The organism is Rhizobium sp. P38BS-XIX, from assembly GCF_012641435.1.
GTDB lineage: Bacteria > Pseudomonadota > Alphaproteobacteria > Rhizobiales > Rhizobiaceae > Rhizobium.
In genome coordinates, this window is record NZ_JABAIJ010000001.1 from 1,159,831 (window position 1) to 1,183,678 (window position 23,848).

Annotated in this window: 21 protein-coding genes; 12 read left to right on the forward strand and 9 right to left on the reverse strand. The window is 59.6% G+C overall.

What is annotated here, in order from left to right:
* Positions 1-71: 71 nt before the first annotated feature.
* On the forward strand, positions 72-1,241 hold the full coding sequence (locus HGP17_RS05620) for a TIGR02281 family clan AA aspartic protease (RefSeq protein WP_168806681.1): 1,170 nt from the start codon (positions 72-74) through the stop codon (positions 1,239-1,241).
* A gap of 130 nt (positions 1,242-1,371) precedes the next feature.
* On the opposite strand, the gene HGP17_RS05625 is transcribed toward HGP17_RS05620, so the two are convergent.
* Positions 1,372-3,273 (reverse strand): L,D-transpeptidase family protein, encoded by a 1,902-nt coding sequence (locus HGP17_RS05625; RefSeq protein WP_168806683.1) that lies wholly within the window; start codon positions 3,271-3,273, stop codon positions 1,372-1,374.
* Positions 3,274-3,682: 409 nt separating this feature from the next.
* Between HGP17_RS05625 and fumC the strand changes: the two genes are divergently transcribed.
* Positions 3,683-5,074 carry a class II fumarate hydratase gene (fumC, locus tag HGP17_RS05630; RefSeq protein WP_168806685.1) on the forward strand — a complete coding sequence of 464 codons (1,392 nt, stop codon included), beginning with the start codon at positions 3,683-3,685 and terminating at the stop codon, positions 5,072-5,074.
* A 49-nt stretch (positions 5,075-5,123) separates the two neighbouring features.
* On the opposite strand, the gene HGP17_RS05635 is transcribed toward fumC, so the two are convergent.
* Positions 5,124-5,363, reverse strand: coding sequence for a hypothetical protein (locus HGP17_RS05635; protein WP_168806687.1), 240 nt, complete (start codon positions 5,361-5,363; stop codon positions 5,124-5,126).
* 238 nt (positions 5,364-5,601) lie between these two features.
* Between HGP17_RS05635 and HGP17_RS05640 the strand changes: the two genes are divergently transcribed.
* Positions 5,602-7,209 carry a fumarate hydratase gene (locus tag HGP17_RS05640; RefSeq protein ID WP_168806689.1) on the forward strand — a complete coding sequence of 536 codons (1,608 nt, stop codon included), beginning with the start codon at positions 5,602-5,604 and terminating at the stop codon, positions 7,207-7,209.
* Between the two features lie 193 nt (positions 7,210-7,402).
* Positions 7,403-8,470, forward strand: a complete 1,068-nt coding sequence (locus HGP17_RS05645) for a GGDEF domain-containing protein (RefSeq protein ID WP_168806691.1) — start codon at positions 7,403-7,405, stop codon at positions 8,468-8,470.
* A 93-nt stretch (positions 8,471-8,563) separates the two neighbouring features.
* Here the strand turns inward: HGP17_RS05645 and HGP17_RS05650 are convergent, their stop codons facing one another.
* Complete coding sequence (locus HGP17_RS05650) at positions 8,564-9,529, reverse strand: alpha/beta fold hydrolase (RefSeq protein WP_168806693.1); 966 nt, start codon at positions 9,527-9,529, stop codon at positions 8,564-8,566.
* 45 nt (positions 9,530-9,574) lie between these two features.
* On the opposite strand from HGP17_RS05650, the gene HGP17_RS05655 reads away from it, so the two are divergent.
* Entirely contained in the window at positions 9,575-10,060 is a 486-nt protein-coding gene (locus HGP17_RS05655) for a MarR family transcriptional regulator (RefSeq protein ID WP_168806695.1), read from the forward strand.
* Here HGP17_RS05655 and HGP17_RS05660 read toward each other — a convergent pair.
* Positions 10,054-11,253, reverse strand: coding sequence for a low temperature requirement protein A (locus tag HGP17_RS05660; RefSeq protein ID WP_168806698.1), 1,200 nt, complete (start codon positions 11,251-11,253; stop codon positions 10,054-10,056). The genes HGP17_RS05655 and HGP17_RS05660 overlap by 7 nt on opposite strands.
* Before the next feature lie 28 nt (positions 11,254-11,281).
* A complete protein-coding gene (locus tag HGP17_RS05665; RefSeq protein WP_168806700.1) occupies positions 11,282-11,662 on the reverse strand; it encodes a DUF971 domain-containing protein in 381 nt (126 codons plus the stop codon).
* Between the two features lie 134 nt (positions 11,663-11,796).
* Between HGP17_RS05665 and moaA the strand changes: the two genes are divergently transcribed.
* Positions 11,797-12,846, forward strand: a complete 1,050-nt coding sequence (moaA, locus tag HGP17_RS05670) for a GTP 3',8-cyclase MoaA (RefSeq protein WP_168806702.1) — start codon at positions 11,797-11,799, stop codon at positions 12,844-12,846.
* A 102-nt stretch (positions 12,847-12,948) separates the two neighbouring features.
* Positions 12,949-13,701, forward strand: a complete 753-nt coding sequence (locus HGP17_RS05675; RefSeq protein ID WP_168806704.1) for an MBL fold metallo-hydrolase — start codon at positions 12,949-12,951, stop codon at positions 13,699-13,701.
* Between the two features lie 64 nt (positions 13,702-13,765).
* On the opposite strand, the gene HGP17_RS05680 is transcribed toward HGP17_RS05675, so the two are convergent.
* On the reverse strand, positions 13,766-14,167 hold the full coding sequence (locus HGP17_RS05680) for a VOC family protein (protein WP_168806706.1): 402 nt from the start codon (positions 14,165-14,167) through the stop codon (positions 13,766-13,768).
* Between the two features lie 100 nt (positions 14,168-14,267).
* Between HGP17_RS05680 and HGP17_RS05685 the strand changes: the two genes are divergently transcribed.
* Positions 14,268-14,975 (forward strand): YafY family protein, encoded by a 708-nt coding sequence (locus tag HGP17_RS05685; protein WP_168806708.1) that lies wholly within the window; start codon positions 14,268-14,270, stop codon positions 14,973-14,975.
* 66 nt (positions 14,976-15,041) lie between these two features.
* Here HGP17_RS05685 and HGP17_RS05690 read toward each other — a convergent pair whose 3' ends face one another.
* Complete coding sequence (locus HGP17_RS05690) at positions 15,042-17,591, reverse strand: methyl-accepting chemotaxis protein (RefSeq protein ID WP_168806710.1); 2,550 nt, start codon at positions 17,589-17,591, stop codon at positions 15,042-15,044.
* 334 nt (positions 17,592-17,925) lie between these two features.
* Here HGP17_RS05690 and HGP17_RS05695 point away from each other — a divergent pair, with 334 nt between their 5' ends.
* The 3 genes from HGP17_RS05695 to mobB are packed head-to-tail and all read left to right on the forward strand — an operon-like array spanning position 17,926 to position 20,026.
* Positions 17,926-18,837, forward strand: a complete 912-nt coding sequence (locus tag HGP17_RS05695) for a DMT family transporter (RefSeq protein WP_168806712.1) — start codon at positions 17,926-17,928, stop codon at positions 18,835-18,837.
* 11 nt (positions 18,838-18,848) lie between these two features.
* On the forward strand, positions 18,849-19,499 hold the full coding sequence (gene mobA, locus HGP17_RS05700) for a molybdenum cofactor guanylyltransferase MobA (RefSeq protein WP_168806714.1): 651 nt from the start codon (positions 18,849-18,851) through the stop codon (positions 19,497-19,499).
* The gene (gene mobB, locus HGP17_RS05705; protein ID WP_168806716.1) at positions 19,496-20,026 is read left to right on the forward strand and encodes a molybdopterin-guanine dinucleotide biosynthesis protein B; all 531 of its coding nucleotides are present in this window, start codon (positions 19,496-19,498) and stop codon (positions 20,024-20,026) included. The genes mobA and mobB overlap by 4 nt, the downstream gene beginning before the upstream one ends.
* Positions 20,027-20,075: 49 nt before the next feature.
* On the opposite strand, the gene HGP17_RS05710 is transcribed toward mobB, so the two are convergent.
* Positions 20,076-22,604: an OmpA family protein gene (locus tag HGP17_RS05710; protein ID WP_168806718.1), complete on the reverse strand. Its 2,529-nt coding sequence runs from the start codon at positions 22,602-22,604 to the stop codon at positions 20,076-20,078.
* Positions 22,605-22,783: 179 nt separating this feature from the next.
* Positions 22,784-22,969 carry a hypothetical protein gene (locus HGP17_RS05715; RefSeq protein ID WP_168806720.1) on the reverse strand — a complete coding sequence of 62 codons (186 nt, stop codon included), beginning with the start codon at positions 22,967-22,969 and terminating at the stop codon, positions 22,784-22,786.
* 1 nt (position 22,970) lies between these two features.
* Between HGP17_RS05715 and HGP17_RS05720 the strand changes: the two genes are divergently transcribed.
* On the forward strand, positions 22,971-23,753 hold the full coding sequence (locus HGP17_RS05720) for an ABC transporter substrate-binding protein (RefSeq protein ID WP_168806722.1): 783 nt from the start codon (positions 22,971-22,973) through the stop codon (positions 23,751-23,753).
* Positions 23,754-23,848: the final 95 nt, after the last annotated feature.

The following is a 23,848-nucleotide window of genomic DNA, read 5'->3' on the forward strand; positions in this document are numbered from 1 at the left end:
CCGGTGAAGCGAAGACATTCGCACGCGATTCATGGAGGCAAGCCGGGCGATCCGAAGTTGGAGTGGCCCCCTTGCTCGCAGCAGACCCTGAAGACCGCAACGCCGGTCGATTGCCAAACCGTCGGGGCTGGTTTGCCCCGATCGTGCAGACACTTATCATTTGCGCGGCGCTCTGCGCGGGAATCTGGTTCTACATATATGGAGACCGCGTCGTCGGTTACGTCGAACAGGCAACCTCCGCTGCGCCCGATCCGTCATTGCTGGCGGTATACCAGCACTTCGATATCGATCCTCTGCCGAATGTCGTTGCCGGCCGCACGACAATGGCCACCGATCTCGACATGCTGCGCCGAGAGCACTGCGATTGGGACGCCGTCTATAAATTTGCCGACGAACTGCAAAAGCAAGGCTATCGCCGCGAGGCCGCCAGGGTGTTCATCGCCTTTTCGAACAAGTGCAAGCCTTCGAACGTCGCGCTAAGTGCCGCCGCCAATATACTTGACAACCTCAGCGATTTCGACGAGGCCCTGAAGGTCTCCAACGACTTGATCGCGATGTCGCCCGGAATGCCGGACTACTATTTTGAGCGCGCGCAGATCAGGCAAAACGCCAAGAAATATCGCGACGCCATCGATGATTATTATTCGGTGATCGGCCTGACTGACAACATCGCCATGCTGAACAGCATGGTCTTCGATGGTCTTTCGGGCAGCTATCGCAATCTCGGCCAGTATTGTGAGGCAATCGGCGCGCTCCAGCTCTGGATATCCGCCAATCCGGACCGCAACGACACTGCCGTCGTGCGTGGGATGATCAAGGAATATCAGGCCAAGGGAAAATGCACCTCCGCCTACGCTACCGGCAGCGATCGCTTCCCGACACAGGGCAAGAACGTCATTTTCGCGAAAGTGTCGATCAACGGCACTGAAGGCACGTTCATCGTCGACACGGGCGCAAGCTTCGTGGCAGTCACCAAGGCCTTTGCCGCACGTGCCAAACTACCGATCGACGGAAACAACGGCATCGCGTTGCAAACGGCGAACGGCGTATCGCAAGCCACCCATACCGACGCTGCGACGGTCAAGGTCGGCCGGGTCGAGGCCAGCGACATTACAGCCGTTGTGTTGAGTGACGACGGAGCCCTCGGCAACGAGGTCGACGGTCTGCTCGGGCGCTCGTTTCTATCACGCTTCGATGTAACCTTTGGCAGCCGCGAATGGCGGATCGAGGCCAAGGATTAAAGTGCTGGACCGGCTGTGCTCTTTCAAACAGAGCCGGATGAGGACGCTCGGCCGACTTAGACGATCGATGTCTCGACATAGCAAAAGGGCGGCCAATGGCCGCCCTTTTACGTTCCTTATCTCAACAACCTTAAATCTGCGCGGTGCGCGACTTGCTGGTCGTGTCGAGCGCCTTCTGTGTTGCCGCGTCGCGATCGTAGACGTCGTTGAAATACTGAATAACGCCATCCTTGTTCGGCCATGCCGTGAAGTAAGCGATGTAGATCGGGAACTTCTGCGGCACGGCGACGGCCTTGTTCTGACCGGCAGCGATCTGCTTGGCGACATCCTGAACCGTGGTGTCGAGAACGGCGGCAGCCATGGCGCGCGGATCGGCAAGGCGGACGCAGCCGTGGCTGAGTGCGCGCATGTCCTTCTTGAAGAAGCTCTTCTGCGGCGTGTCATGCATGTAGATTGCATGCGAGTTCGGGAAAAGGATCTTCAGTTCGCCGAGAGCGTTGTCGCTGCTCGGCGGCTGGCGGACTGCGATGTTCTTCGTCGAGCCGTACCAGTCGACACTCGACGAGGCGACGGCATGACCACCGACTTCGACCTGGTAACCCATGCGATCGAGGTAATTCGGGTCGGAGCGAAGCTTTGGCAGCATCTCGTTGATGATGATCGACTGCGGAACGCCCCAGAACGGGTTGAATTCGACCGTCTGGATCTGGTTTTCGAAGAAGAACGTCTGATGCTGCTTGCCGCCGACAACGACGCGCATCGACAGCTGTTCCTGGTTGTTGTTGTAGTAGTACACCATGAACGCCGGCTGGTTGATCAGCACATAACGCGGACCGAGTTCGGGCGGCAGCCAGCGAAGCTGCTCCATGGCGATAACCAGCTTCTGGATCTTGGTATCGTTGTTTTCGCCAACCATGGCGCGAACGGAGGAAGGACCGATCACGCCATCCGACGTCAGACCCTTTTCCTTCTGGAAGTCTTCGACCAGTGACACGAGGTCCGGCGTATAGTCCGGCGCGCCTGCATAGGAGGCGAGAACATCGGCGTGAGCCGTCTTCAGCGCGTCCGAACCGCGATGCTGGATCGCCTTGACGATGTTGGCCATTTCCGGCGAGCTGCTACCCGGCTTCAGGGTGCCGCTCAGCGAGATGGAGATATGCGTGCCATCGGTACCTGCTTCGGCGCGCAGCTTGGCGAGTTCTGCCTTCAGCAAGGTAAACTGCTGGTTCGACGGGTCGCGGCTGTTGAGATAGGCGGCCACATCCGGGCTTGCGCGCAACACATCGAGCGTTGCCGCCAGATTGACGTCCTTGCGCTTGAAGTCGTGGTAGCCGGAAATCTTGTTCGGGTCGAGACGACCACGGATCGTATCCTGGACGAACATCAGCACCTTGCTGGAAAGCGCGAGTTCGAACTGCATGAGAGCACGATCACGCATGACCGGGTCGGCATTTGCCGCATCCGCGCTCGGAGCGGTTACGGCGTAGTCGGCAGGATCGAGGCCGACGGAACCGGCGTCGGCAAGAACGGCCATCGCGGCCTTCGCCTTGTCGCTGACCGCATGATCGGCAACCCACAGCAGCGGCTTTGTCTGATCGGCGTAGTAACCTTCGATCGCCTTGGCGATATCGTTGGTCGCCATCACGCGCGCATCGGCCAGATAGCGGCGCTGAGAGCCTTCTGTGTCGAGGGCGACGGGCGTCGGAGACGCATCGGCAACTGCGCCGGTGACGACCGGATCAGCAAAATGCGACGTCGACACAAGACGCATCGAGTCCGCCTTGTAGGTATAATATTTTGGCGCATCGACCTTCGGCAGCGGCAGCTTGGCCTGCGGTGGCGCTTGAACGGTATCGAGTGTCTGCGCCGGATTAACGGGAACCGGAGCTGATACTTGGGTGCTCTGCTGACGCCCCTGACCGCCACGGATGAAATCCATGAGCGTCATGGCGCTTGCTGAAGTCGCGCCAACGGAGGAAAGGCAACAGGAAAGAGCCAGGACGGATGCTGTGGCTTTAGCTGCAAGTTTCATTCTCTAATCAGTCCCTGTATCTTGCGGTAACTTCGAGCCAGACGGCGGTGTTTTCAACTCGGCCGCGATGTAGGAAACATCGTATACCGTTTATACTGAAAACGGCGAGAGCCGCCTTGCGTTCAATGTCTCAACTTCACGTTACGAAGCGAAGACGTTTTCCACGATTCAATTCACACAAAATTATGAAATTATTGGTTAATCTTTTATTGAAATTTCCAGCGCTTTTTCGCCTGTCGAAAATTCGCCTTCAAGAATATATCCAGAGCGTGTTAAAAAGGGCACGCCTCGGCGCGGCACTCCAAACCTGACTTCAATAATCATGAAATAGCATCTGCGGTGTTTTCATCGGTCCGCTTCGGGCCTATATGGCTGCTTGTCTATTTCAATGGAAAGCAGGATCAGGAACATGACTTCCACCCGCACCGAAACCGATACCTTCGGACCGATCGAAGTTGCCAGCGACCGCTACTGGGGCGCGCAGGCCCAACGCTCGCTCGGCAACTTTAAAATCGGCTGGGAAAAGCAGCCGCTTTCGGTCGTCCGCGCCCTCGGCATCGTCAAACAGGCAGCCGCCCGCGCCAATATGCAACTCGGGCAGCTCGATTCGGCGCTTGGCAAAGCGATTGTCGATGCCGCACAGGAAGTCATCGACGGCAAGCTCAACGAGCATTTTCCGCTGGTGGTCTGGCAAACCGGTTCCGGCACGCAGTCCAACATGAATGCGAACGAGGTGATTTCCAATCGTGCGATCGAGATGCTCGGCGGCGTGATGGGCTCGAAAAAGCCAGTGCATCCGAACGATCACGTCAATATGAGCCAGTCCTCGAACGACACCTATCCGACGGCCATGCACATCGCCTGCGCCGAAGAAATCGTTCATCATTTCCTGCCCGCACTCAAACACCTGCATGCGGCGCTCGAAAAGAAGGTCGCCGACTTCGGCCACATCATCAAGATCGGCCGCACCCATACACAGGATGCAACGCCGCTCACGCTCGGCCAGGAGTTTTCAGGCTACGCCGCACAGGTCGCCTCGTCGATCAAGCGCATCGAGCTGACGCTGCCGGGCCTTTGCGAACTCGCCCAGGGTGGCACCGCGGTCGGCACAGGGCTCAATGCGCCCATCGGCTTTGCCGAGAAGGTTGCCGAGGAAATCTCCGGCATCACCGGCCTGCCGTTCGTCACCGCGCCGAACAAGTTCGAAGCGCTGGCCGCGCATGATTCGATGGTGTTCAGCCATGGCGCGATCAATGCGGCGGCAGCAGCCCTCTTCAAGATCGCCAACGATATCCGGTTGCTCGGCTCCGGCCCGCGCTCCGGCCTTGGCGAACTCTCTCTGCCGGAAAACGAGCCGGGTTCATCGATCATGCCGGGCAAGGTCAACCCGACCCAATGCGAAGCACTGACGCAAGTCTGCATCCAGGTCTTCGGCAACAACGCCGCTTTGACGTTTGCCGGCAGCCAGGGCCATTTCGAGCTGAATGTCTATAATCCGCTGATGGCCTATAATTTCCTGCAGTCGGTGCAGTTGCTTGGCGATGCCGCGGTTTCCTTCACCGACAATTGCGTCGTTGGCATCGAGGCCCGCGAAGACAACATCAAGGCCGGCCTGGAGCGCTCGCTGATGCTGGTGACGGCACTGGCACCGAAAATCGGCTACGACAGCGCGGCAAAGATCGCCAAGACGGCTCATAAGAACGGCACGACCTTGAAAGAAGAGGCTCTGGCAAGCGGACTGGTGACGTCGGAAGAATATGACGCCATCGTCCGCCCGGAAACGATGATCGGGCCGAAGTAAGACCAGACATGAAAGAGGGCATTTCGAGTATTGACGAAATGCCCTCTCATTATCGGCCGTGAGCGATGCTCGCGGCCTCTGCGACGATCGGCTTGATCGCCCTTCTCGGGTAAGGAGCCGTGTGGCTTACGGTCAAAACGGTGGCCGGATCGATCCTCGCCAGAATTTCCTTATGAAAAACGCCCTTCAGATAACCATCCTGCACAAGCACGAATATGGCGAAGGCGGCCAGAAGTGCAGAAGCGGATAGCGGCGACAAATGATGGTGATTGCGATGCGAGATATCCATGATCTCTGTCCTTGCGCCAAGGCCTCAGGGACATATCGCCCGGCCTTGCCTTGATAGGACGTGGCTCTTTCCCACCTCACTTGAAAGACGCGAGTTTCAGAACCGAGCGTCTACTCTTCATTGACAATGACGCTATTGAACTCGGGGGATGTTTTTCAGCCGATTGCATTTGCTGTGAGGCGGATTTAGACCACCTCCAAATATTTTCCTCCGCCATCCGGCTTGAAAGGTTTCCCACATGGCTGACGATCTATTTCCCCTCGGCGAAGACACGACTCCGTATCGCAAGATTTCGGGCGATTATGTTTCCGTCGATACCTTCAAGGGCCAGGAAATCCTGACCGTGGATCCGGAAGGCATCCGGCTTCTCGCCGAGACGGCGTTCGCCGATATCAATCATCTGCTGCGGCCCGGACACCTCAAGCAGCTGGCCTCCATCCTCGACGATCCCGAGGCCACCGATAATGACCGCTTCGTCGCCTATGATCTTCTGAAGAACGCCAATATCGCCGCAGGCGGTGTGCTTCCCATGTGCCAGGATACCGGCACGGCGATCATCATGGGCAAGAAGGGCCGTCGTGTCTGGACCGAAGGCGGCGACAGCGGCGCTCTGGCCAAGGGCGTTCTCGATGCCTACGAGAAAAAAAACCTGCGCTACTCGCAGCTCGCGCCGATCAAGATGTTCGAGGAGAAGAACACCAAGAACAATCTGCCGGCGCAGATTGATATTTACGAGGAAGGCACCGACTCCTACGACTTCCTTTTCGTTGCCAAAGGCGGCGGCTCGGCCAACAAGACCTTCCTCTTTCAAGGTACGCCGTCTCTGCTGACCCACGACCGCATGCTGGATTTCCTGAAGGAAAAGATCCTAACGCTCGGCACGGCAGCCTGTCCCCCCTACCATCTGGCGATCGTCATCGGCGGCACCTCGGCCGAGATGAACCTGAAGACGGTAAAGCTGGCGTCGACACGATATCTCGACTGTCTTCCCACGGAAGGCTCCGAAAGCGGGCATGCCTTCCGGGATATCGAGATGGAGAAGGAAATTCACAAGCTCACACAGAGCCTCGGCGTCGGCGCCCAGTTCGGCGGCAAGTATTTCTGCCATGACGTCCGGGTCATCCGTCTGCCGCGCCACGGCGCTTCCCTGCCGATCGGTCTTGGCGTGTCCTGTTCCGCCGACCGCCAGGCAAAAGGCAAGATCACACGTGACGGCATCTTCCTCGAGCAACTCGAGACCGATCCTTCGAAATACATGCCTGAAATCGATGAGGCAAAGCTGTCCGAATCGATGGTGCGTATCGATCTCAACAGGTCGATGGCGGAAATTCTCGCCGAACTCTCTCAGTATCCGGTCAAGACCCGGCTTTCTTTGACCGGAACCATCATCGTTGCCCGCGATCTGGCGCATGCGAAAATTCGTGAGCGTCTGGAGAAGGGCGAAGGCATGCCCGAATATCTGAAGAATCACCCAGTCTATTACGCCGGCCCGGCAAAGACGCCCACGGGCTATGCTTCAGGCTCTTTCGGCCCGACGACGGCTGGCCGCATGGACAGCTATGTCGATCAGTTCCAGTCTTTCGGCGGCTCGATGGTGATGCTCGCCAAGGGGAATCGCTCGCGGGCCGTCCGCGAAGCCTGCAAAAAGTATCGCGGCTTCTATTTAGGCTCGATTGGCGGGCCCGCAGCACGTCTTGCGAAGGATTGTATTAAGAAGGTCGATGTACTGGAGTATCCAGAACTCGGCATGGAAGCTGTATGGAAGATCGAAGTGGAAGATTTCCCCGCCTTCATCGTGATTGACGATAAGGGCAATGACTTCTTCCAGGAACTCAACCTGGGGTAATACACCTTCCCTTAGCTGGCTCACACGAAGGCACAAACGGTGCCTTCGTACATAAACGGTGCTTTACTTGTAAGGTTTTCGAATAAAACTTTACTTGAGGGCAATTATTCGCAATGTTCCTCTTAATATTTTTCAAAGAATCTCGGTATAAGTAAAAAATGCGTTTAACCGATACATGTTACGGAGCTCACCGATGAGTACGGCGATTGCGCCCAAGGCGCAAATTCCCGACGTGGCAGGGCAGATTACCTACGCCATGCGATCCATGGGAGTCGCACCTATTCCGCGCAACTATGAGCTTTTCTACGAAGCTTATATCGGTTCCAATCCGGCGCTGACGCGAGAGCTGGCTGCGCTTGGCAACAACGCGAACCAGGAAGAGCTCGATACGATCGGCGCAAAGTACTTCCCGCGCCATGCCGGTCGCGTCTTCGACGATGCGCATACCCGGCTAACCGTCGAACTGGATGCCGTGCTGCGCGCGCTCAGGCAGGAGCAGACTACGCTCGAGAGCTACAATCGGCTTCTCGGCGAGACCTGCGAACGCATCAGCTCCCGGAACCACAACAGCGCCGACCTGTTGCGCAACGCCATCGACATGCTGACGACCGCGACCGGCGATACCATGGCGCAGGGCGAAAAGATCGTCGAGAACGTGGCACAACGCAGCCAGGAGATGGATCAGGTCCGTAAGGAACTGGATGAATACAAGCGCATCGCCAATACGGATGCCTTGACGCGGCTTTCAAACCGCCGGGCTTTCGAAGATCGCCTCGTTTCCATTTTCGACAATCAGTTGACCCGCCCGACGACGGCGCTCGTGCTTGCCGATATCGATCATTTCAAGCGGATCAATGACACCTACGGCCATCCCGTCGGCGACAAGATCCTTGCCACGGTCGCGTCCATCATTCGCGCCAACGTCCGGCGCGAAGTCTTCGTCGCCCGCGTCGGCGGCGAGGAGTTCGCGCTGATCATCGAAGGCATCACGGTGGAAGAGGTTACGGCCGCCTGCGAACGTATCCGCCGCGCCCTGGAAACCACCCCGTTCAAGAATTCGCGGACTCGGATCGATTACGGCCCGGTCACCATATCACTCGGCATCTGCATGGGCTCGGAAGCCGCCGATTCCGGCGAACTCTACAACAAGGCGGATCTGGCGCTTTACTGCGCCAAGAACGCCGGTCGCAACTGCTACAATGTCTATCAGGACAGCATGCAGAAAGACTTCACCAAAAGTTGGCTCATCTACAAAAACTAGAACTGAAGCCAACCAACCGCCGGCGCTGCTTTCCCATGCAGCCCGGCGGTTTTGCTTTTACGGCTGACAGGCTCCAGCGCGCCCGCTGCGAACCTAAGAAAAGCGCCGTGCGGGAGCGCGGTAAAACGATAAGACCCTGCCTTCGGCGCCATCGCCAGCGCTTTCGACACCCTCTGCTTCCGATAGAAAATCGTTGACTACGTCAAAGACCGGAGCGGCACTGACAATGCGCCTGTGTCCAAAGCCATTGGCCCAGAAGAGGCGCACATGCTCTCCCTGTGCTGCATAGGCGCGAGCATGGTCGGCACTCACTTCCTTATCGTCTTCGGCGTGAACGACAAGGACGGGACGGCTTGCGTCGAGCATGTCGCGCCGTTCGTCATAAGTGCTGAGCGCCCTGCCCGTCACACGGCCGACCTCTTCCTCCAGCGACCGCTGTGTTTGAGCCGGAAGATTCATCAGGCGGCCAAAATCCCTGAAAAGCCAGCCCATCGCGCTGGGCGCCCCGATCAACACCAGCCTCTTCACTTCGAGTGGATCGATACCAGGCAGAAAGCCCGCACAGGCAAGCGCCAGGGACGCGCCACCGAAGGAATGCCCGATAGCGGCATCCAGCGTGCCGAAGCGCGCGGACGCTGCCGCTATCGCTGAAACGGCAAGCCGCACATGAAGGGAGCGCCCAGCCGAACGGCCATGCCCGGGCAGATCCAGCGAGATGACCTCCGCGCCGGTACTGGCAAGAGCGGCCGTCAGCTCGGACATATACTCGCTGCCGGATCCCCAACCGTGCACGACGAGATAGCGCTTGCGCGGTCCCTTGGCACCGCCGTTGAAGCGATAGGCCATCGCGCGACCACCCGGAAACGACAACGGCACCTCTTCCGCGGCGCGGAGACGCTGACGGCCCTCCATATAGGCAGCTGTCGCCTTCGCCCCGAGCGGACGCCGCGATGGCGTCCGGCAGAAAAGCTGGAAGGCGACCTTGCCCGCAAGCTTCGGCGAAAGCCTGCCGAGGCCGGCCAAACCGGAGCGGGTGACCTTGAGCGCAAACGATGGCATAGTGGGAATCCAAGAATGTTCAACTATGAACAATAAAGTACAACGATGAACAAAAATCAATCCCTTCCCTGGGACCATCCGCGTTTTCGAAGCTGGATCGCCGTCGCGCGCGCCTGCCAATTGATGCAGCAATCGCTGGCGAGATCGCTGGCATATCTCGACATCAAGCCGCCACACCTCGATATCCTCGTCAACCTCTTCCGCTTTGAAGGCATCTCGCAGCAGCAGCTTGCGCGCAAGCTGCTGGTCGGCCGTTCGAACATGAGCATGCTCCTGCCGCAGATGGAAAAGCGTGGACTGATCGAGCGACGCAGCGACAAGCAGGACAAGCGCATTTTGCGTCTCCACCTGACCGATGCCGGGCGGCAGGTGACGGAAGAGGCCATGACCATCCAGACGGCCCTGATAGATCGCATGCTCTCGGATGCGCCGGTCGAAGAATGCGAGCTGATGACCACGCATATGGAGCGAATCGTCAGCCTGTTGCTACAGGAAGAGAACGAACCTCTGGTCGCGATCGGCGATCAGTGATCGCCGGCCGAGCGTGCCGACGGAACGACGCGGGTCAGTGACGCAAACTCCCAGATCGCCACCACGACGAGGACGGCTGCGGCCAGGATACCGAGTTGATAAACCACGACCATCGGCAAGGTGAGCAGCAGCAAGCCGAGGCCGACAAGCCCAACGATATGCGACAGCGGCGGTCGCCCCGTGGTCGCACCTTTGAACCACAGGTTCCCCAGCAGAAACACGGCAGGACCGCCGAGAATGGCTGCTGCAAGATGCATGTCCGCCTGCTCGTGCGGATGCGCAAAGAGGAATTCGTCGCCGACGACGCTCAGGATGATGCCCGCCAGGATGGGGATATGCGCATAGGTAAAGGCCTGCCGTGCCAGGCTTCCGGGCGTGTCGTCATGCTCGATGCGATGAGCGGCACGTTCATGTCCGAACTGGAAGTAGATCCACCACAGGGCAACCGTGCCGACAAAGGCGGTGATGAACACCATGATCATCAAGGGCGTCACCGGCTCTTCGGCAAAGGTCTTTCCTGCCTGCAGAACGGCTTCGCCGAGGCAGATGATGATGAAGAGTGCGCAGCGTTCGGCAATATGGGCGCCGGATACATCCCAGTCCGCCACGGTCGATTTCCCAAGTCCGGGAACACGAAAGCCAAGCGCGGGAGCGGAGTATTCAATAACGAGCGCCACCAGCCAGAGGCCAATCCGCAATTCGCCCTCCATAAGCGCCCCGGCGATCCAGAAGATGCCGGAAAGCACGAGCCATGATGTGATGCGAAGGAAGTTGCGATGGCGGCCGGAATGCACATCCCTGAGCGCATAGACCGCAAACAGAGAACGGCCGACCTGCATGAAGACATAGGCGCCGGCAAAGAAGATGGCTTTATCACCGAACGCGTCGGGTATGGCAGCGGACAAGATCAGCCCGGCGAACATCAACACAAAGAGCATGATGCGCACCGGCATGCGATCCGGATCGAGCCAGTTCGTCACCCATGTCGTGAAAATCCAAACCCACCAAACCGCAAAGATCAGCATGATGGCTTCCATCGCGCCCAGCGGCGTAAAATGTTCGCCCAGCGAATGTGCAAGCTGGGAAATCGAAAACACGAAAACCAGATCGAAAAACAGCTCGACGAAAGACACCTTGCTTTCGTTTTTGCTGCCCTTGGCGCGAAGCCAGCCTTCCCTACCCCCAAGGATCATGCCTACGCCCCCTTTTACGTCGGTATTTTCAGTGTGAATGCGGCCTGCCAACCGGATCTCGGCTGAGACCTTTTTCCGTCATTTCGGCCTCATAGACGGCAAAAAGCTCCTGCCCCTTCTCGCCGAGTTCGCGCAGATAGGCCCAGGTGAAGATGCCGGTGTCGTGCATGTCGTCAAAGCCGATGCGCACCGCGTAATTGCCGGTAGGCGTCATCGACATGATACCGACATTGCGCTTTCCGGGCACGGTAACTTTCTGCCCCGGGCCATGCCCCTGCACCTCGGCAGACGGCGACAGGACCCTTAGCATCTCGGCGGGCAGATCGAAGCTTGCGCCGTCATCGAAAGTCACCAGGAGGCGATGACGATCCTTCGATACTTTCAATTCGGTCGGCCAGACGGCGCTCATCGGTTTTTCCATGCGTTTCAATGTCGGGTTTGAGGATTATGCTGCCGCTCGTTCACGCGCAAGTGCAATCAAAATGCATTTTCCTTGACGCAACAATCGCCTATGCACACATTAGCAGTGTAACGGAGGTTTGAGTGAACAGCATAGTCGGCCCCATAGGCAACGCATCGGCATTGTTGCCGGACGCGTCCCCCATGATCGACCCTTTCGGCCGAGCCATCAGCTATTTGCGCGTTTCGGTAACGGATCGGTGCGACTTCCGCTGCACATACTGCATGGCTGAAAACATGACCTTCCTGCCGAAGAAGGATCTTCTGACGCTTGAAGAGCTGAATCGGCTCTGTTCCGCCTTCATTGCCAAGGGTGTCCGCAAGATCCGGCTGACGGGCGGCGAGCCGCTGGTGCGCAAGAACATCATGTTCCTTGTGCGCGAGCTCGGCAGGCAGGTGCAGAATGGCGCGCTGGACGAGCTAACGCTGACGACGAACGGATCGCAGCTCGCCCGTCATGCCGAGGAACTCTACGACTGCGGCGTGCGCCGAATCAACGTCTCCCTTGATACGCTGAACCCCGACAAATTCCGCAGCATCACGCGCTGGGGCGATTTTTCGAAGGTTATGGAAGGGATCGACGCGGCTCAGAAGGCCGGTCTCAAGATCAAGCTCAACGCCGTCGCCCTCAAGGACTTCAACGAGGCGGAAATTCCAGATCTGCTGCGCTTTGCCCACGAGCGGCGCATGGATCTGACCGTTATCGAGACGATGCCGATGGGCGAGATCGACGAGGATCGCACGGATCAATACCTGCCGCTGTCGAAGCTGCGCAGCGATCTCGAGCGCCAGTTCACGTTGACGGACATCCCCTACAAGACTGGCGGCCCGGCGCGCTACGTCAAGGTCGAGGAAACCGGCGGCCGGCTCGGCTTCATCACTCCGATGACCCATAATTTCTGCGAGAGCTGCAACCGCGTGCGGCTCACCTGCACTGGAACTCTCTACATGTGCCTAGGCCAGAACGACGCGGCCGATCTGCGCACAGCGCTGCGGGCAACGGAAGACGATGCTCTTCTTCACGCCGCGATCGATGAAGCCATCACCCGCAAGCCGAAAGGCCATGACTTCATCATCGATCGCACCCATAACCGCCCGGCGGTGGCTCGCCACATGAGCGTCACGGGCGGCTAGGACAATTCCACGGACATGTGGAATTACGTGTAGCCAACAAGCCGGAGCGGCTGGGACGTCGATCGAATTCCTGCCGCTTCCGCCAACAATCGAGACAATCACATGCAGCTTGAGCTCATTCGCAACGCGACGCTGAAGGTCACCTATGGTGGCCAGGTATTGCTGATCGATCCCTACTTCGCGCCTCGCCATAGCCTGCCGTCCTTTACCGGACGCTCTCCCAATCCCATGACGGAACTGCCGCGCCCGATCGACGACATTCTCGAAGGCGTCGACGTGGTGATCGTCTCGCATCTGCACACCGATCATTTCGATTCGGTAGCGAAAGAGCGCATCAACGAGGCTGTACCGTTCCTCTGCCAGCCGGGCGACGAGGAGACGATCCGGGAATCCGGCTTCACAAGCGTCACGCCGCTGCTTCAACCCACCGTCTGGCATGGCGTGACCGTCACCCCGCGCCAGGGCAGTCATGGCGTCGGGCCGGTTGTGGACAAAATGGGGCCAGTGATCGGCTTCACGCTGGAGGCGGCCGGCGAACCCACGGTCTATTGGGCAGGCGATACCGTCTTCTACCCGCCCATTGCCGAGACGATCCGGGACGTCTCTCCGGATGTGATCATCACGCATTCCTGCGGCGCGCGCTGGGATAGCGACCTCATCGTCATGGACGCCGAGCAGACAGTCGCCGTCAGCCGGCTCGCGCCGCAGGCCATCGTCGTCGCAACCCACATGGAAGCGCTCGATCACGCCACGATCACCCGGCAGGCTCTGCGCGAGGCGGCAGACGCGGCGCATATCGATCCGTCGCGTCTGCTGATCCCGGCCGATGGCGAGAGGCTGCACCTCGGTCAGTAATCCCATATTGCCTGCTCGGTTCGCGACGTCGACCTGGGCAGGTATCGTCGCTTCGCTCGCGCTGCTACGAACGCGATGCGAAGCGTTTCTTTGCCTCGTCAGTCGCCGGCATATAGAGCGAAACCGCGGTTCCCTCGGGGTCACGGAACTGAAAGGTCTTGTTGCCCCAAGGCATCATTTTCAGCTCGTGGACGAGAGAAACCTGGTCCTTCAGGCGCTCGTATTCCGCATCGATATCCTCGACCTGAAATTCGAGATAGGCGGTGCGATTGGCGCCAGGCTCGGCGCTGCCCTCTTTCCAAAGTGCGACAGTCTCGATGGAGCCGATGGCCAGCGCTGCCGCCGGGGTCTCGATCTCGGCAAAGACAGGCGCGAGCCATTGAGCCTTGAGCCCCGTCACCATCTCGTAGAAGGCCACCATGGCCTTGATATCGCCTGCGATAAGACGGGTGGAAGCGAACTTCATGAACAGTCCTTTCAATTGGGAACAAAGCCTTTGCGGCTTCGCGGAACCTCTTGTCGCACGTCCCTGCTGCCAGCATACTGTCAGCAGGAGTCAACATACGATGCGCCGCGCCGACCGACTGTTTCAGATCATTCAAATTCTACGCCGATCCACCCGACCAGTGACGGCAGCCGCGCTGGCCGCCGAACTGGAGGTGTCGAAACGCACTGTCTATCGCGACGTGGCGGATCTGATCGGCCAGCGAGTTCCGATCGAAGGCGAGGCCGGATTGGGCTATCTGCTCGCAGATGGCTACGACATGCCGCCCCTGATGCTGGCGCCCGATGAACTGGAAGCGGTGGTGCTGGGCGCGCAATGGGTATCGGCCCATTCCGACAAGGTGCTCGCCAACGCCGCGCGCGATGTGGTGGCGAAGATCGCCGCAGTGATCCCCGAGCGGCTGCGTGCCTTCGTCATTGAGCCGAGTGTCGGCGCACGGCCGACCATCGGCAAGCCCGAGGAGCGCGTCGATGCATCACTCATCAGGGCGGCAATTCGCAACGGCATGAAACTGCGGCTTCGTTATAAGTCAGAAGCGAGCGAGGACACCGACCGGACGGTGTGGCCGGTGATTCTGGGTTATGCCGAGACGAGCAGCCTGCTGGTGGCGTGGTGCGAGCTGCGCGAGGGTTTCCGCCATTTCCGCACCGATCGCATTGCAGCCGTAGAGATGCTCGACGAGCCGATCGGTTTGCGGCCGGGAGAATTGCGCCGGCGCTGGCAACGCTGGCGCGAGGAACAAGTTCGCTTGGCGCCCGATCTCCATTGATCAAAAAAACGCCGGCTTCTTAGCCGGCGTTTTCAAGGCATTATAAAAATTATCTAATATACTGATTTAAGCCGCGCGGTAGCGAGCATCGGCAGCGCCGTAGTCGTCATATTGCGCATCGCCCTCGCCTGTCCGGAAGCGATCGATCTTCTCTGACAGCATGTCGACGCGCTGGCGTAGACCATGGATCTCGGCGTTGTTTTCCTCGACCATGGCCGCATTGCGCTGCGTGATCAGCTCGACTTCGGCGACGGCCCGCGTGACTTCCTCGATACCGGTCGACTGCTCGGTCGTCGCAGACGAGATATCGGCGACAAGCCGCTGCACACCCGTTACGTGGCTGATGATTTCCGTCAGCGCCGTGCCGGTCTGCTCGACCAGGCGAACACCGTTCTGAACCTGCGACGAGCTTGCCGAAATCAGGCCCTTGATCTCCTTTGCCGCATTGGCGCAGCGCTGTGCCAGCTCGCGAACTTCCTGTGCCACGACTGCGAAGCCACGACCGGCCTCGCCTGCCCGTGCCGCTTCCACGCCGGCATTCAGCGCCAGCAGGTTGGTCTGGAAGGCGATCTCATCGATGACGCCGATGATGGTCGCGATCTTTTCCGAGGAGCGGTTGATCTCGCTCATGGCGCCGACAGCCTTGGCGACCACTTCGCCGGACTGGGTCGCATAGGCCTGCGTCTCGTTGACCGAAGTCGCCGTCTGACGGGCACGATCGGCAGTCGAACGGACGACGTCGCTCAGACGATGCAGGGCACGCGAGCTCTCTTCCAGTGCTGCCGCCTGCTGCTCGGTACGCCGCGCCAGATCGTCGGCAGACATGGCGAGATTGCCGGTGCCTCCCTTGATTTCCTCCGCCGTATAGCGAACATCGGTCAATGTTTCGCGCAGCGCTTCGATGGCGTGGTTGTAGGTGAAGGCCATCTCGACGAAGTCCGTCGACAGGTCCTCACGCATGCTTTCTTCCAGGTTACCGTCGGCAAGCTTGGCAAGGACATCGGCCAGCGCATTCAGAGCCTGCTTCTGCTCGGCTTCGATGCGAGCACGTTCGGCGGCGCGACGTTCGGATTCTTCGGCCGAAAGCGCCCGTGCACTCTCTGCCTCGCGCTCAAGCCGTACGTTCTCAAGAGCGGCATCACGGAAGACACTGACGGATCGGACCATATCGCCGATTTCGTCGCCGCGGTTGCGTCCATCGATCGCAACCTCGAGGTCGCCGCTCGCAAGACGCGTCATGATCTCGGTCACGCGCTTCAGCGGTCCGCGCAGCGTTTCCACCAGCATCAGGCCGCCGACGATGGCGAGCAGCGTGCCGAGGATCATGGCGATCACGGAAACATTCGCCGAGCGCTCGCTGTCTTCCTTGCCGATTTCCTGCGCCTGCGCCACGAAGCTGCGCAGCGACGTCATGGCGTCAGCCAGCAAGCCGTTGGACTGAACACGCGTCGTCTTCCAGTCCGCAGCAGTCTGCAGCAGATCGGCCGAGCCATTGGTGAGGCTGTCGATCAAAGGCTTCACATGGGCTGCGAAGTCGCGCATCGTGGCATTGGTCTGGCCGAGCGACGATATTTTCGCGGCGGCATCCTGCAGATCCTTGAGGTCGGCGATGACGGGCTCACGCGATGCAGCGTCTCGAACAGTCTCCATGCGCGATGCATGCAGCGTCAGGCGATCGACGATGCCAAGCGCCTGGTCGACATGGTCGAGAAGTTCCTTCTGTCCATCGATGATCTTGTCGAGGCTGACGAAGCGATCGGCAGCGGTATCGCTGTTCTTTGCCGATTGCAGCGTCATGTCGCCTTCGATTTTCACGAAGCTTTGCAGGATCGGCCCCATCGCCTCGACCTTCTGGTCGGGCGTTCCAGAGCCCTTCAGCACCGCGTCCAGCTTGTCCGCAGCGTCGGAGGCATTGTTGACCAGCCCGGCGCCGCGCTTCGATACGAGCGCCTTGGATACCGTCACCTGCTTCAGGATGGCATCGGCATAGGTGCGCGCGTCGGAAATTTCCTCGGTCGAATCGGCTGCCATCTGCACCTGGATGCGCAGATTGCTCATCTTCTCCGACAATCCCTTGTAGGCCGCCGCATCATAGAGCAACTCCTTGGCGAAGGTTTCCTTGTCGTTGAAGTCCTTGCGGATGATATCAATCTGTTTGCCGGCAGCCTTCACGGACGCTTCGACGCCCTGCACTGCCTTCTGAATAGCCAGAACATCGCTATCCTGCTTTTGCCGGATCGACCAAAGCGTCGCCTCCTGCGCACGCATCTTGGTCGCAAGCTCGCCGACCGGTACGATCTTCGCGCGCTGATCGTCGCTCAAAAGCCCGCTCAGCCGGCGAACTCCCCGCTCCTGCGCATCGATCTTGTCGCTGAGCGCCTGACGCGTATCGTCCGATGGCGCTCCCGTAAACTCCTGAAGCGCGGCCTGCAGGTTTTCGAAATCACTGATGTTCTCGATCGTCGCCCGCGTCACGGTCATGTGGCCGTTCAGAATGTTGGCGGTGTGGTAGCCGACAAGACCGACACCGGCGATAAGAACCACCAGCGGAACAACGAAGATCAGAACCTTTGTGACAATGCGACGGCTCTGCAGAAGACGATCAATGAAAAACATGCGGCGCCTCAAATAGATCAATGAAATCTCAGGAGGTAGCCGGACCGTCATTCCTGCTGCGCTGCCATAAATGCGTCTGCATCATGCAAAACCGCAGCAAGCCTCGGAAAATAAGATTGAATAAGAATTAATCGGGCGTCGAAAAGCCGGTTGGATCGGCAAAAAACCACAACCGGCGTCTCGTTCTGCGACCGAAACGGGAATAAGCGACACCGCGCGCATTCGATTTGCTGCGACGCACCATCGAATTTGAGGGGTCAGGCGCGACGAGCGATTCCAATTTGCGGCAAAGGGCGCTAATCCAGACGATATACCGGGGGCCTGACAGACTCAGATGCAATTGACAAAGAACACGCAGGGCGCGCTCTTGATGGCCGCCTCCATGGCGGGATTCTCCTGCAGCGACGCGCTGTCGAAAACTGTCATTGCCAACATGAATGCCGGTCAGATCATCTTCATTCGCGGCCTGTTCACCACATTTTTCGTCTTTCTGCTTGCCCAGCGCATGGGCGCTTTGCGGTCCTGGAAGGTCGTCCTTCAGCCCATGATCGCCCTGCGCATCGCGTGCGAAGCAATCGCGGCGGCGACCTACATCACCGCACTGGGAATGATGCCCATCGCAAACGCTTCCGCAATCCAGCAGGCCGTACCCCTGGCGGTGACATTCGGAGCGATGGTTTTTCTGAAGGAGCCGGTCGGATGGCGGCGCTGGACGGCAATTCTGGTCGGCTTTGCCGGTGTGCTCATCATCATCAGGCCGGGACCGGATGGCTTCACTCTGGCGGCCTTATTGGTCACGGCCTGCATGTTCACGACCGCAGCCCGCGATTTGGCGACACGTTGCATCGACAAGACGGTGCCGTCCCTGATGGTAACGGTCTGCACCGCGATTTCCATTTCCATCTTCGGCGCCCTATGCATTGTTCCCCTTGGCGGATGGCAGCCCGTCGGCACGGCGTCGCTCGTGCAGATCTTTCTCGCGTCGATTCTGGTACTTGTCGGCTATCAGTCCATCATTCTCGCAATGCGGATTGGTGAAATCTCGTTTATCGCGCCCTTCCGCTATCTCAGCCTCATATGGTCAGCACTCCTTGGCCTGATCGTCTTCGGAGAGATGCCGGACGGATGGTCTATCGTCGGCGCCGCAATTGTCATCGCCTCCGGCATCTATACATTCTATCGCGAAAACAAGCGGCGGACTGCGGAGCGCATCGCGCAGGAAGCAGAAGCCCGCGTTCCCGCCTGAGGTCGCAAAGCATGCCGCTCCCGATTGCCAATGCCGACGATATTCCCGTTGTTCTGCTCGCAGGCGGCAGATCCAGCCGCATGGGCACCAACAAGGCCTTCGCAAAGCTTGGCGGCGAAAGCCTTCTCGCGCGCATCTCCAGGCGAATATCGCAACGACAGACAAGGCCGCCGGCGTTGAACGCCGACACGGACTGGCCGGACGCCATGGGCATGATTTTGGTTCCGGACGGAATTCCCGGCAAACTCGGCCCACTCGCCGGTGTGCTTGCCGCCATGCAGGATACGTCAGCGCGTTATCCGCAGGCTTCCCACGTCGTTACCGTGCCGGTAGACAGCCCCTTCCTTCCTCAGGATCTGGTCGCGCGGCTGGCCGATGCCATTCAGGACGAAAACGAAATCGCAATCGCGACCTCCCTCGATCGAGACCACCCGGTCGTCGGTCTCTGGCCGGTGACGGCGGCGCGGGATCTGGAAACCTGGATCGTCTCCGATCCGAAACGGCGGGTAAGGGATTTTCTCGAACGCCATTTGGTCAGACGCGTCAATTTTTCAGCGATCGAAACAGCGCGCGGCGCGCTCGATCCATTCTTCAACGTCAACACGCCCGCCGATCTGGTCGAGGCGGAACAATGGCTGGCAGTATTGGAAAGCATGGAATGACGGAACTTCGTCCCAAGGTCTTTGGCATCGCCGGCTGGAAGAACTCCGGCAAGACCGGGCTTGCGGTGCGCCTCGTCACCGAATTTACGCAGCGCGGCTATCGCATATCGACCATCAAGCATGCGCATCATGATTTCGACATCGACAAGGTGGGCGCCGACAGCTTCCGTCATCGCGAAGCGGGAGCGCATGAAGTCACCATCGTTTCCGGCACCCGCTATGCCGTCATGCATGAATTGCGAGGCGAACCGGAACCGAGCTTCGAGGAGATACTGGCCCGCCTCGCCCCCTGCGATCTCGTGCTGATCGAAGGCTACAAGCGCGAACCGATACCCAAGATCGAGGCACGCCGCCTCGAATCAGCCAAACGCGAGCCGCTCGCCCCGCATGACAAGCATATCGCCGCCATCGCAGCCGATCATCCGGTCGAGGATGCCGGTCTGCTTGCGGTTTTCGATCTCAACGACACCGTAGCGATCGCCGACTTCATTGCTGCAGCCGTTGGCCTCGGCAGGCCGACAAAATAAAAGGCCGCCGGTTTCCCGGCGGCCTCCCATTCTTGCACCAAACGGTGTCTTACTGCCGGTTCGAGGCTACTGGACGCACCAGCGGCGTGATGCGGCGGATGGTTACGCGTCTGTTTTCCTGCGACGGGCCGGTGGTGTTGACCTTCAGGTACTGCTCACCATAGCCCTGAGTCACCAGGTTTTCAGCCGGAATGCCGTAGACATCCGAGAGCACGTTGGCGACCGATTCCGCACGACGGTCGGACAGGATCAGGTTGCTCTGCGCCGAACCCACCGCATCCGTATGACCTTCGATCAGGAAGGTTTCGGTGGGATCGTTCTTGATGATTTTCGAGATGCCGTCGGCGACACCACGCAGAGTGCTCGCCTGTGTCATCGGAATATCGGAGCTACCCGTCGCGAAGGTAATCGTGTCGAGGTCGATACGGCGGATCTTGTCGCGGATACGGGCCGAATAACGGACCTCGTTGACCGAATAGATACGCTCGACCGGCTCGACCGGCGGTTCACGCAGGAAGTCGTAATAGTCCGCGTTACGGTTGGAGGCCGTATCGATGATGTACTTGCTCAGCGGAATGAGCAGGCGCATCGGCGGCAGGTCTTCGCCCGGATCGCGATAGTAGTCGTCATTGTCGGGACGATCTTCCAGTTCCGGCGAATAGAACAACACGTATTCCCGACCACGAGCATCGATGCGCGAACGCTGGATGATATCGCCGTAGCGATTGCGGATCGTCACGACGCGATCACCGTCCGGTTGGTCGATCGTCTCGCGATACCGATCCCGCGGCAGCTGTTCGTAAGTAGGACGTTCGCCACCACGCACGAAGCGCTCGGTATCGTCATGGCGAACGACATAGGTGTTGTCGACGTTCACGACCGTACGATTGTCCTGATTGATGATCGTCTGGACGGTGGTTCCCTGCGGCGGAGCGAAATCCGGGCGGCGATCGATCCGGCGACCCTGTTCGCTGGTCACGGCTTCCATCTTCACCGGCGGCTGCTGCTGATTGCCGGCGGCTGCACGTTGCGCTTCCGCGTCAGAGGTCGGCGGCTTGCTGTAAGCCGGCGGTGGCTGCTGGCCGGGTGCGTTCTGTGCCTGTCCGGCCTGACCCTGGCCGTTCTGACCCTGCCCTACCTGGCCTTGACCAGCCTGACCGCCTTGGCCGCGACCGCCGGGGTTCTGACCATTGTTCAGATGTTCGCCACGGCGAACGGCTCCCTTCTGGCTGTCGAGGACGGCGCTGCCGTTTTCAACAGGAAGAATGACGGGACCACTGGCGGACGAAGGATTTTCCGCGATCTTCTTGCGGCGTTCCAGTTCCTGCGGCGAGACCTGCTCGGCCGGTGGCACCTGGATTTCGCCGGCCTGCTGGGCATTTCCATTGGCGGGAGCCGGTGTGGCAGCATTGCCCTGTGCCGGAGCCTCTGCCCCGTTGGCAGGCGGCTGCTTGCCGGGTTGCTGCGTTGCCTCGCTGCCGGTCGCCGGAGTACCAGGTTGCGCCTGAGCCGGTTGCCCCTGCTGCTCGCCCTTCTGGGCCGGCTGCTGCGGATTGGCGGCGGGCTGTTCACCCTGCTGCTGGGTCTGCGGCTGCTTGCCATGCGTCTTGTCGGCCCCTGGCTTCTGACCCTGCTCGGCGCCCGATGTCGCCGGCGTGCCGGGTTGAGCCTCCGGCTGAGCTTGAGTTTCAGGCTGGTTCTTGTGGCCCTTCGCCGGCTGACCGGCTGGCTGCTGTTCGGCCGGCTGCTGCGCCGGAGCAGCGGTCTCGCCCTGCGGCTTTGGCTTGGCGTTCTGCTCGGGCTGCGCCTGCTTTTCAGGCTGAGCTTCCTGCTTCTGCGGCTCGCCGGCGGCAGGAGCCTCCTTCTCGGTCGCGGCAGGCTGCTGGGCCTTCGATCCGGGCTTGGCCTTCTGTTCAGGCTTTGCCTCGGGCTTGGCCTCCGGTTGCGCTTCTGCGGCAGGCTGCTTCGCCTCTGGCTGCTGCTCCTCGGCGGGCTGCTTCGCTTCTGACTGAGGCTTGCCCTTCTGCTTGGGCGGTTGGGCTTCGGGCTGAGCCTCGGGAGCGGCCGCCTTTGGCTGCGGCTTGGCTTCCGGTTTCGCTTCCGGCTGGGCCTGCGGTTCTTCTGCCGGCTGCTGACGCTGCTTCTTCGGTTCCGGCTGGGCCTCGGCGGCCGGCTGCTTGGCCTCGGGCTTCTGCTGCTCCTGTTCGGCCGGCTGCTGGCGCTCCGCCTTCGGAGGCTTCTGCTGCTGCTCGCCTTCGGGCTCAGCCTGCTTCATCTGGTGCTGCTGCTCGCCGCCCTCGCCTTCCGGCTTCTGGCCCTCGTGCTTCTTGCCTTCCGGCGCGCCCTGCTCGCCTTCACCATGCTTCTTCTTGAGCTGCTCCTCCTCCGGCTGGGCTGCCGGAGCGTCTTGCTGAGCCACTTCGAAACTTCCATTGGCATCGGTCGTGCCGACGATGCCATTGTTCAGCGGCGCGATGGGCTGCTCGCGCAGTGCCGCAGCTGCCGCCGGCTCGAATGCGAGCGAAAGTGAAAGCAGCGGAAATGCAGCGCTGGCAAATAGTCTGGATCGCTTTCCCATATGGGTCTCCTCTTTGTTCCTTGTCCGCCGAATTGCGAATCTCAGCAAACAACGCGATGCCGCACGAAGCAGGCCAATTTTCGGTTGCCGTGAGGCTGAATCGCGGCAAGCGGCTATATGTTCCCGAACTATTAAAAGGCCCCAATTAACCCTGGCTGAATAGGCTGGACGGCTTGCGTTCAGATTTCTCGATCACGCAGGCGGGCTGCCGGCGGATCGAAAGGCAGCGATTTCCCTCGTAATTCCAGTTGCAATTTTCGAAAAAAAAGTACGAATATCGCCGCAAGGCGGGCCACCGGCCCGCTCCACTCGAGCCGCCTGCCAAAAACAAGAATGAGCTGGCGGCCACCAACAGAGAGGGTCAATATGCGCATCTCCACTCGTCTTTTTGCCGCTGCATCCTTCGCCGTGATGTCGCTCGTCGCCGGTTCGGCGCTTGCTGACGGCGACACGCTCGTCATCGGCACGGACGCGACCTACCCGCCGTTCGAATCGCTCGACGCCGGCGGCAAGTTCGTCGGCTTCGACATCGAAATCGCCAATGCGCTTTGCGATCAGATGAAGGTCAAGTGCACCTTCGTGAACCAGGATTTCGACGGCATCATTCCGGCCCTGCAGGCCAAGAAGTTCGATGCCATCGTATCTTCCATGTCGATCACGCCGGAACGCGAAAAGATCGTCGACTTCACCAACAAGTACTACAACACTCCGCCGGCAATCGCCGTACCGAAGGACTCTCCCCTCAAGGAAGCAACCGACGAAGCCCTGAAGGGCAAGACCATCGGCGCACAGTCCTCGACGACCCACGCCAACTACGCCTCGGCTCACCTGAAGGACGCCGAACTGAAGCTTTATCCGTCGGCTGACGAATACAAGCTCGACCTCGGCAACGGCCGCATCGACGCCGCGATCGACGACGTGGTCGTTCTGTCCGAGTGGGTAAAGTCGGATGCAGGCAATTGCTGCAAGATGCTCGGCACGCTGAAGATCGATCCGGTCATCAACGGCGCTGGCGCCGGCATTGCCGTCCGCAAGGGTGACACGGCCCTCAAGGACAAGCTCAACGCCGCGATCGTTGCGATCCGCGCCGACGGCACCTACAAGAAGATCCAGGACAAGTATTTCGATTTCGACGTCTACGGCGATTGATCGCCCGTCGATTCCCCGGGAAAAGACGACGGCGGAAGCTTGCTCTTCCGCCGTTTTTGTTTGACAACGTGAAGAATATAAGCAGAAACGCGGCA

Excerpts from the sequence above, each read along its gene's own strand:
- HGP17_RS05625 (WP_168806683.1), bottom strand. The coding sequence starts at position 3,273 with ATGAAACTTGCAGCTAAAGCCACAGCATCCGTCCTGGCTCTTTCCTGT.
- fumC (WP_168806685.1), top strand. The coding sequence starts at position 3,683 with ATGACTTCCACCCGCACCGAAACCGATACCTTCGGACCGATCGAAGTT.
- HGP17_RS05635 (WP_168806687.1), bottom strand. The coding sequence starts at position 5,363 with ATGGATATCTCGCATCGCAATCACCATCATTTGTCGCCGCTATCCGCT.
- HGP17_RS05640 (WP_168806689.1), top strand. The coding sequence starts at position 5,602 with ATGGCTGACGATCTATTTCCCCTCGGCGAAGACACGACTCCGTATCGC.
- HGP17_RS05645 (WP_168806691.1), top strand. The coding sequence starts at position 7,403 with ATGAGTACGGCGATTGCGCCCAAGGCGCAAATTCCCGACGTGGCAGGG.
- HGP17_RS05650 (WP_168806693.1), bottom strand. The coding sequence starts at position 9,529 with ATGCCATCGTTTGCGCTCAAGGTCACCCGCTCCGGTTTGGCCGGCCTC.
- HGP17_RS05655 (WP_168806695.1), top strand. The coding sequence starts at position 9,575 with ATGAACAAAAATCAATCCCTTCCCTGGGACCATCCGCGTTTTCGAAGC.
- HGP17_RS05660 (WP_168806698.1), bottom strand. The coding sequence starts at position 11,253 with ATGATCCTTGGGGGTAGGGAAGGCTGGCTTCGCGCCAAGGGCAGCAAA.
- HGP17_RS05665 (WP_168806700.1), bottom strand. The coding sequence starts at position 11,662 with ATGAGCGCCGTCTGGCCGACCGAATTGAAAGTATCGAAGGATCGTCAT.
- HGP17_RS05675 (WP_168806704.1), top strand. The coding sequence starts at position 12,949 with ATGCAGCTTGAGCTCATTCGCAACGCGACGCTGAAGGTCACCTATGGT.
- HGP17_RS05680 (WP_168806706.1), bottom strand. The coding sequence starts at position 14,167 with ATGAAGTTCGCTTCCACCCGTCTTATCGCAGGCGATATCAAGGCCATG.
- HGP17_RS05685 (WP_168806708.1), top strand. The coding sequence starts at position 14,268 with ATGCGCCGCGCCGACCGACTGTTTCAGATCATTCAAATTCTACGCCGA.
- HGP17_RS05690 (WP_168806710.1), bottom strand. The coding sequence starts at position 17,591 with ATGTTTTTCATTGATCGTCTTCTGCAGAGCCGTCGCATTGTCACAAAG.
- HGP17_RS05695 (WP_168806712.1), top strand. The coding sequence starts at position 17,926 with ATGCAATTGACAAAGAACACGCAGGGCGCGCTCTTGATGGCCGCCTCC.
- mobA (WP_168806714.1), top strand. The coding sequence starts at position 18,849 with ATGCCGCTCCCGATTGCCAATGCCGACGATATTCCCGTTGTTCTGCTC.
- mobB (WP_168806716.1), top strand. The coding sequence starts at position 19,496 with ATGACGGAACTTCGTCCCAAGGTCTTTGGCATCGCCGGCTGGAAGAAC.
- HGP17_RS05710 (WP_168806718.1), bottom strand. The coding sequence starts at position 22,604 with ATGGGAAAGCGATCCAGACTATTTGCCAGCGCTGCATTTCCGCTGCTT.
- HGP17_RS05720 (WP_168806722.1), top strand. The coding sequence starts at position 22,971 with ATGCGCATCTCCACTCGTCTTTTTGCCGCTGCATCCTTCGCCGTGATG.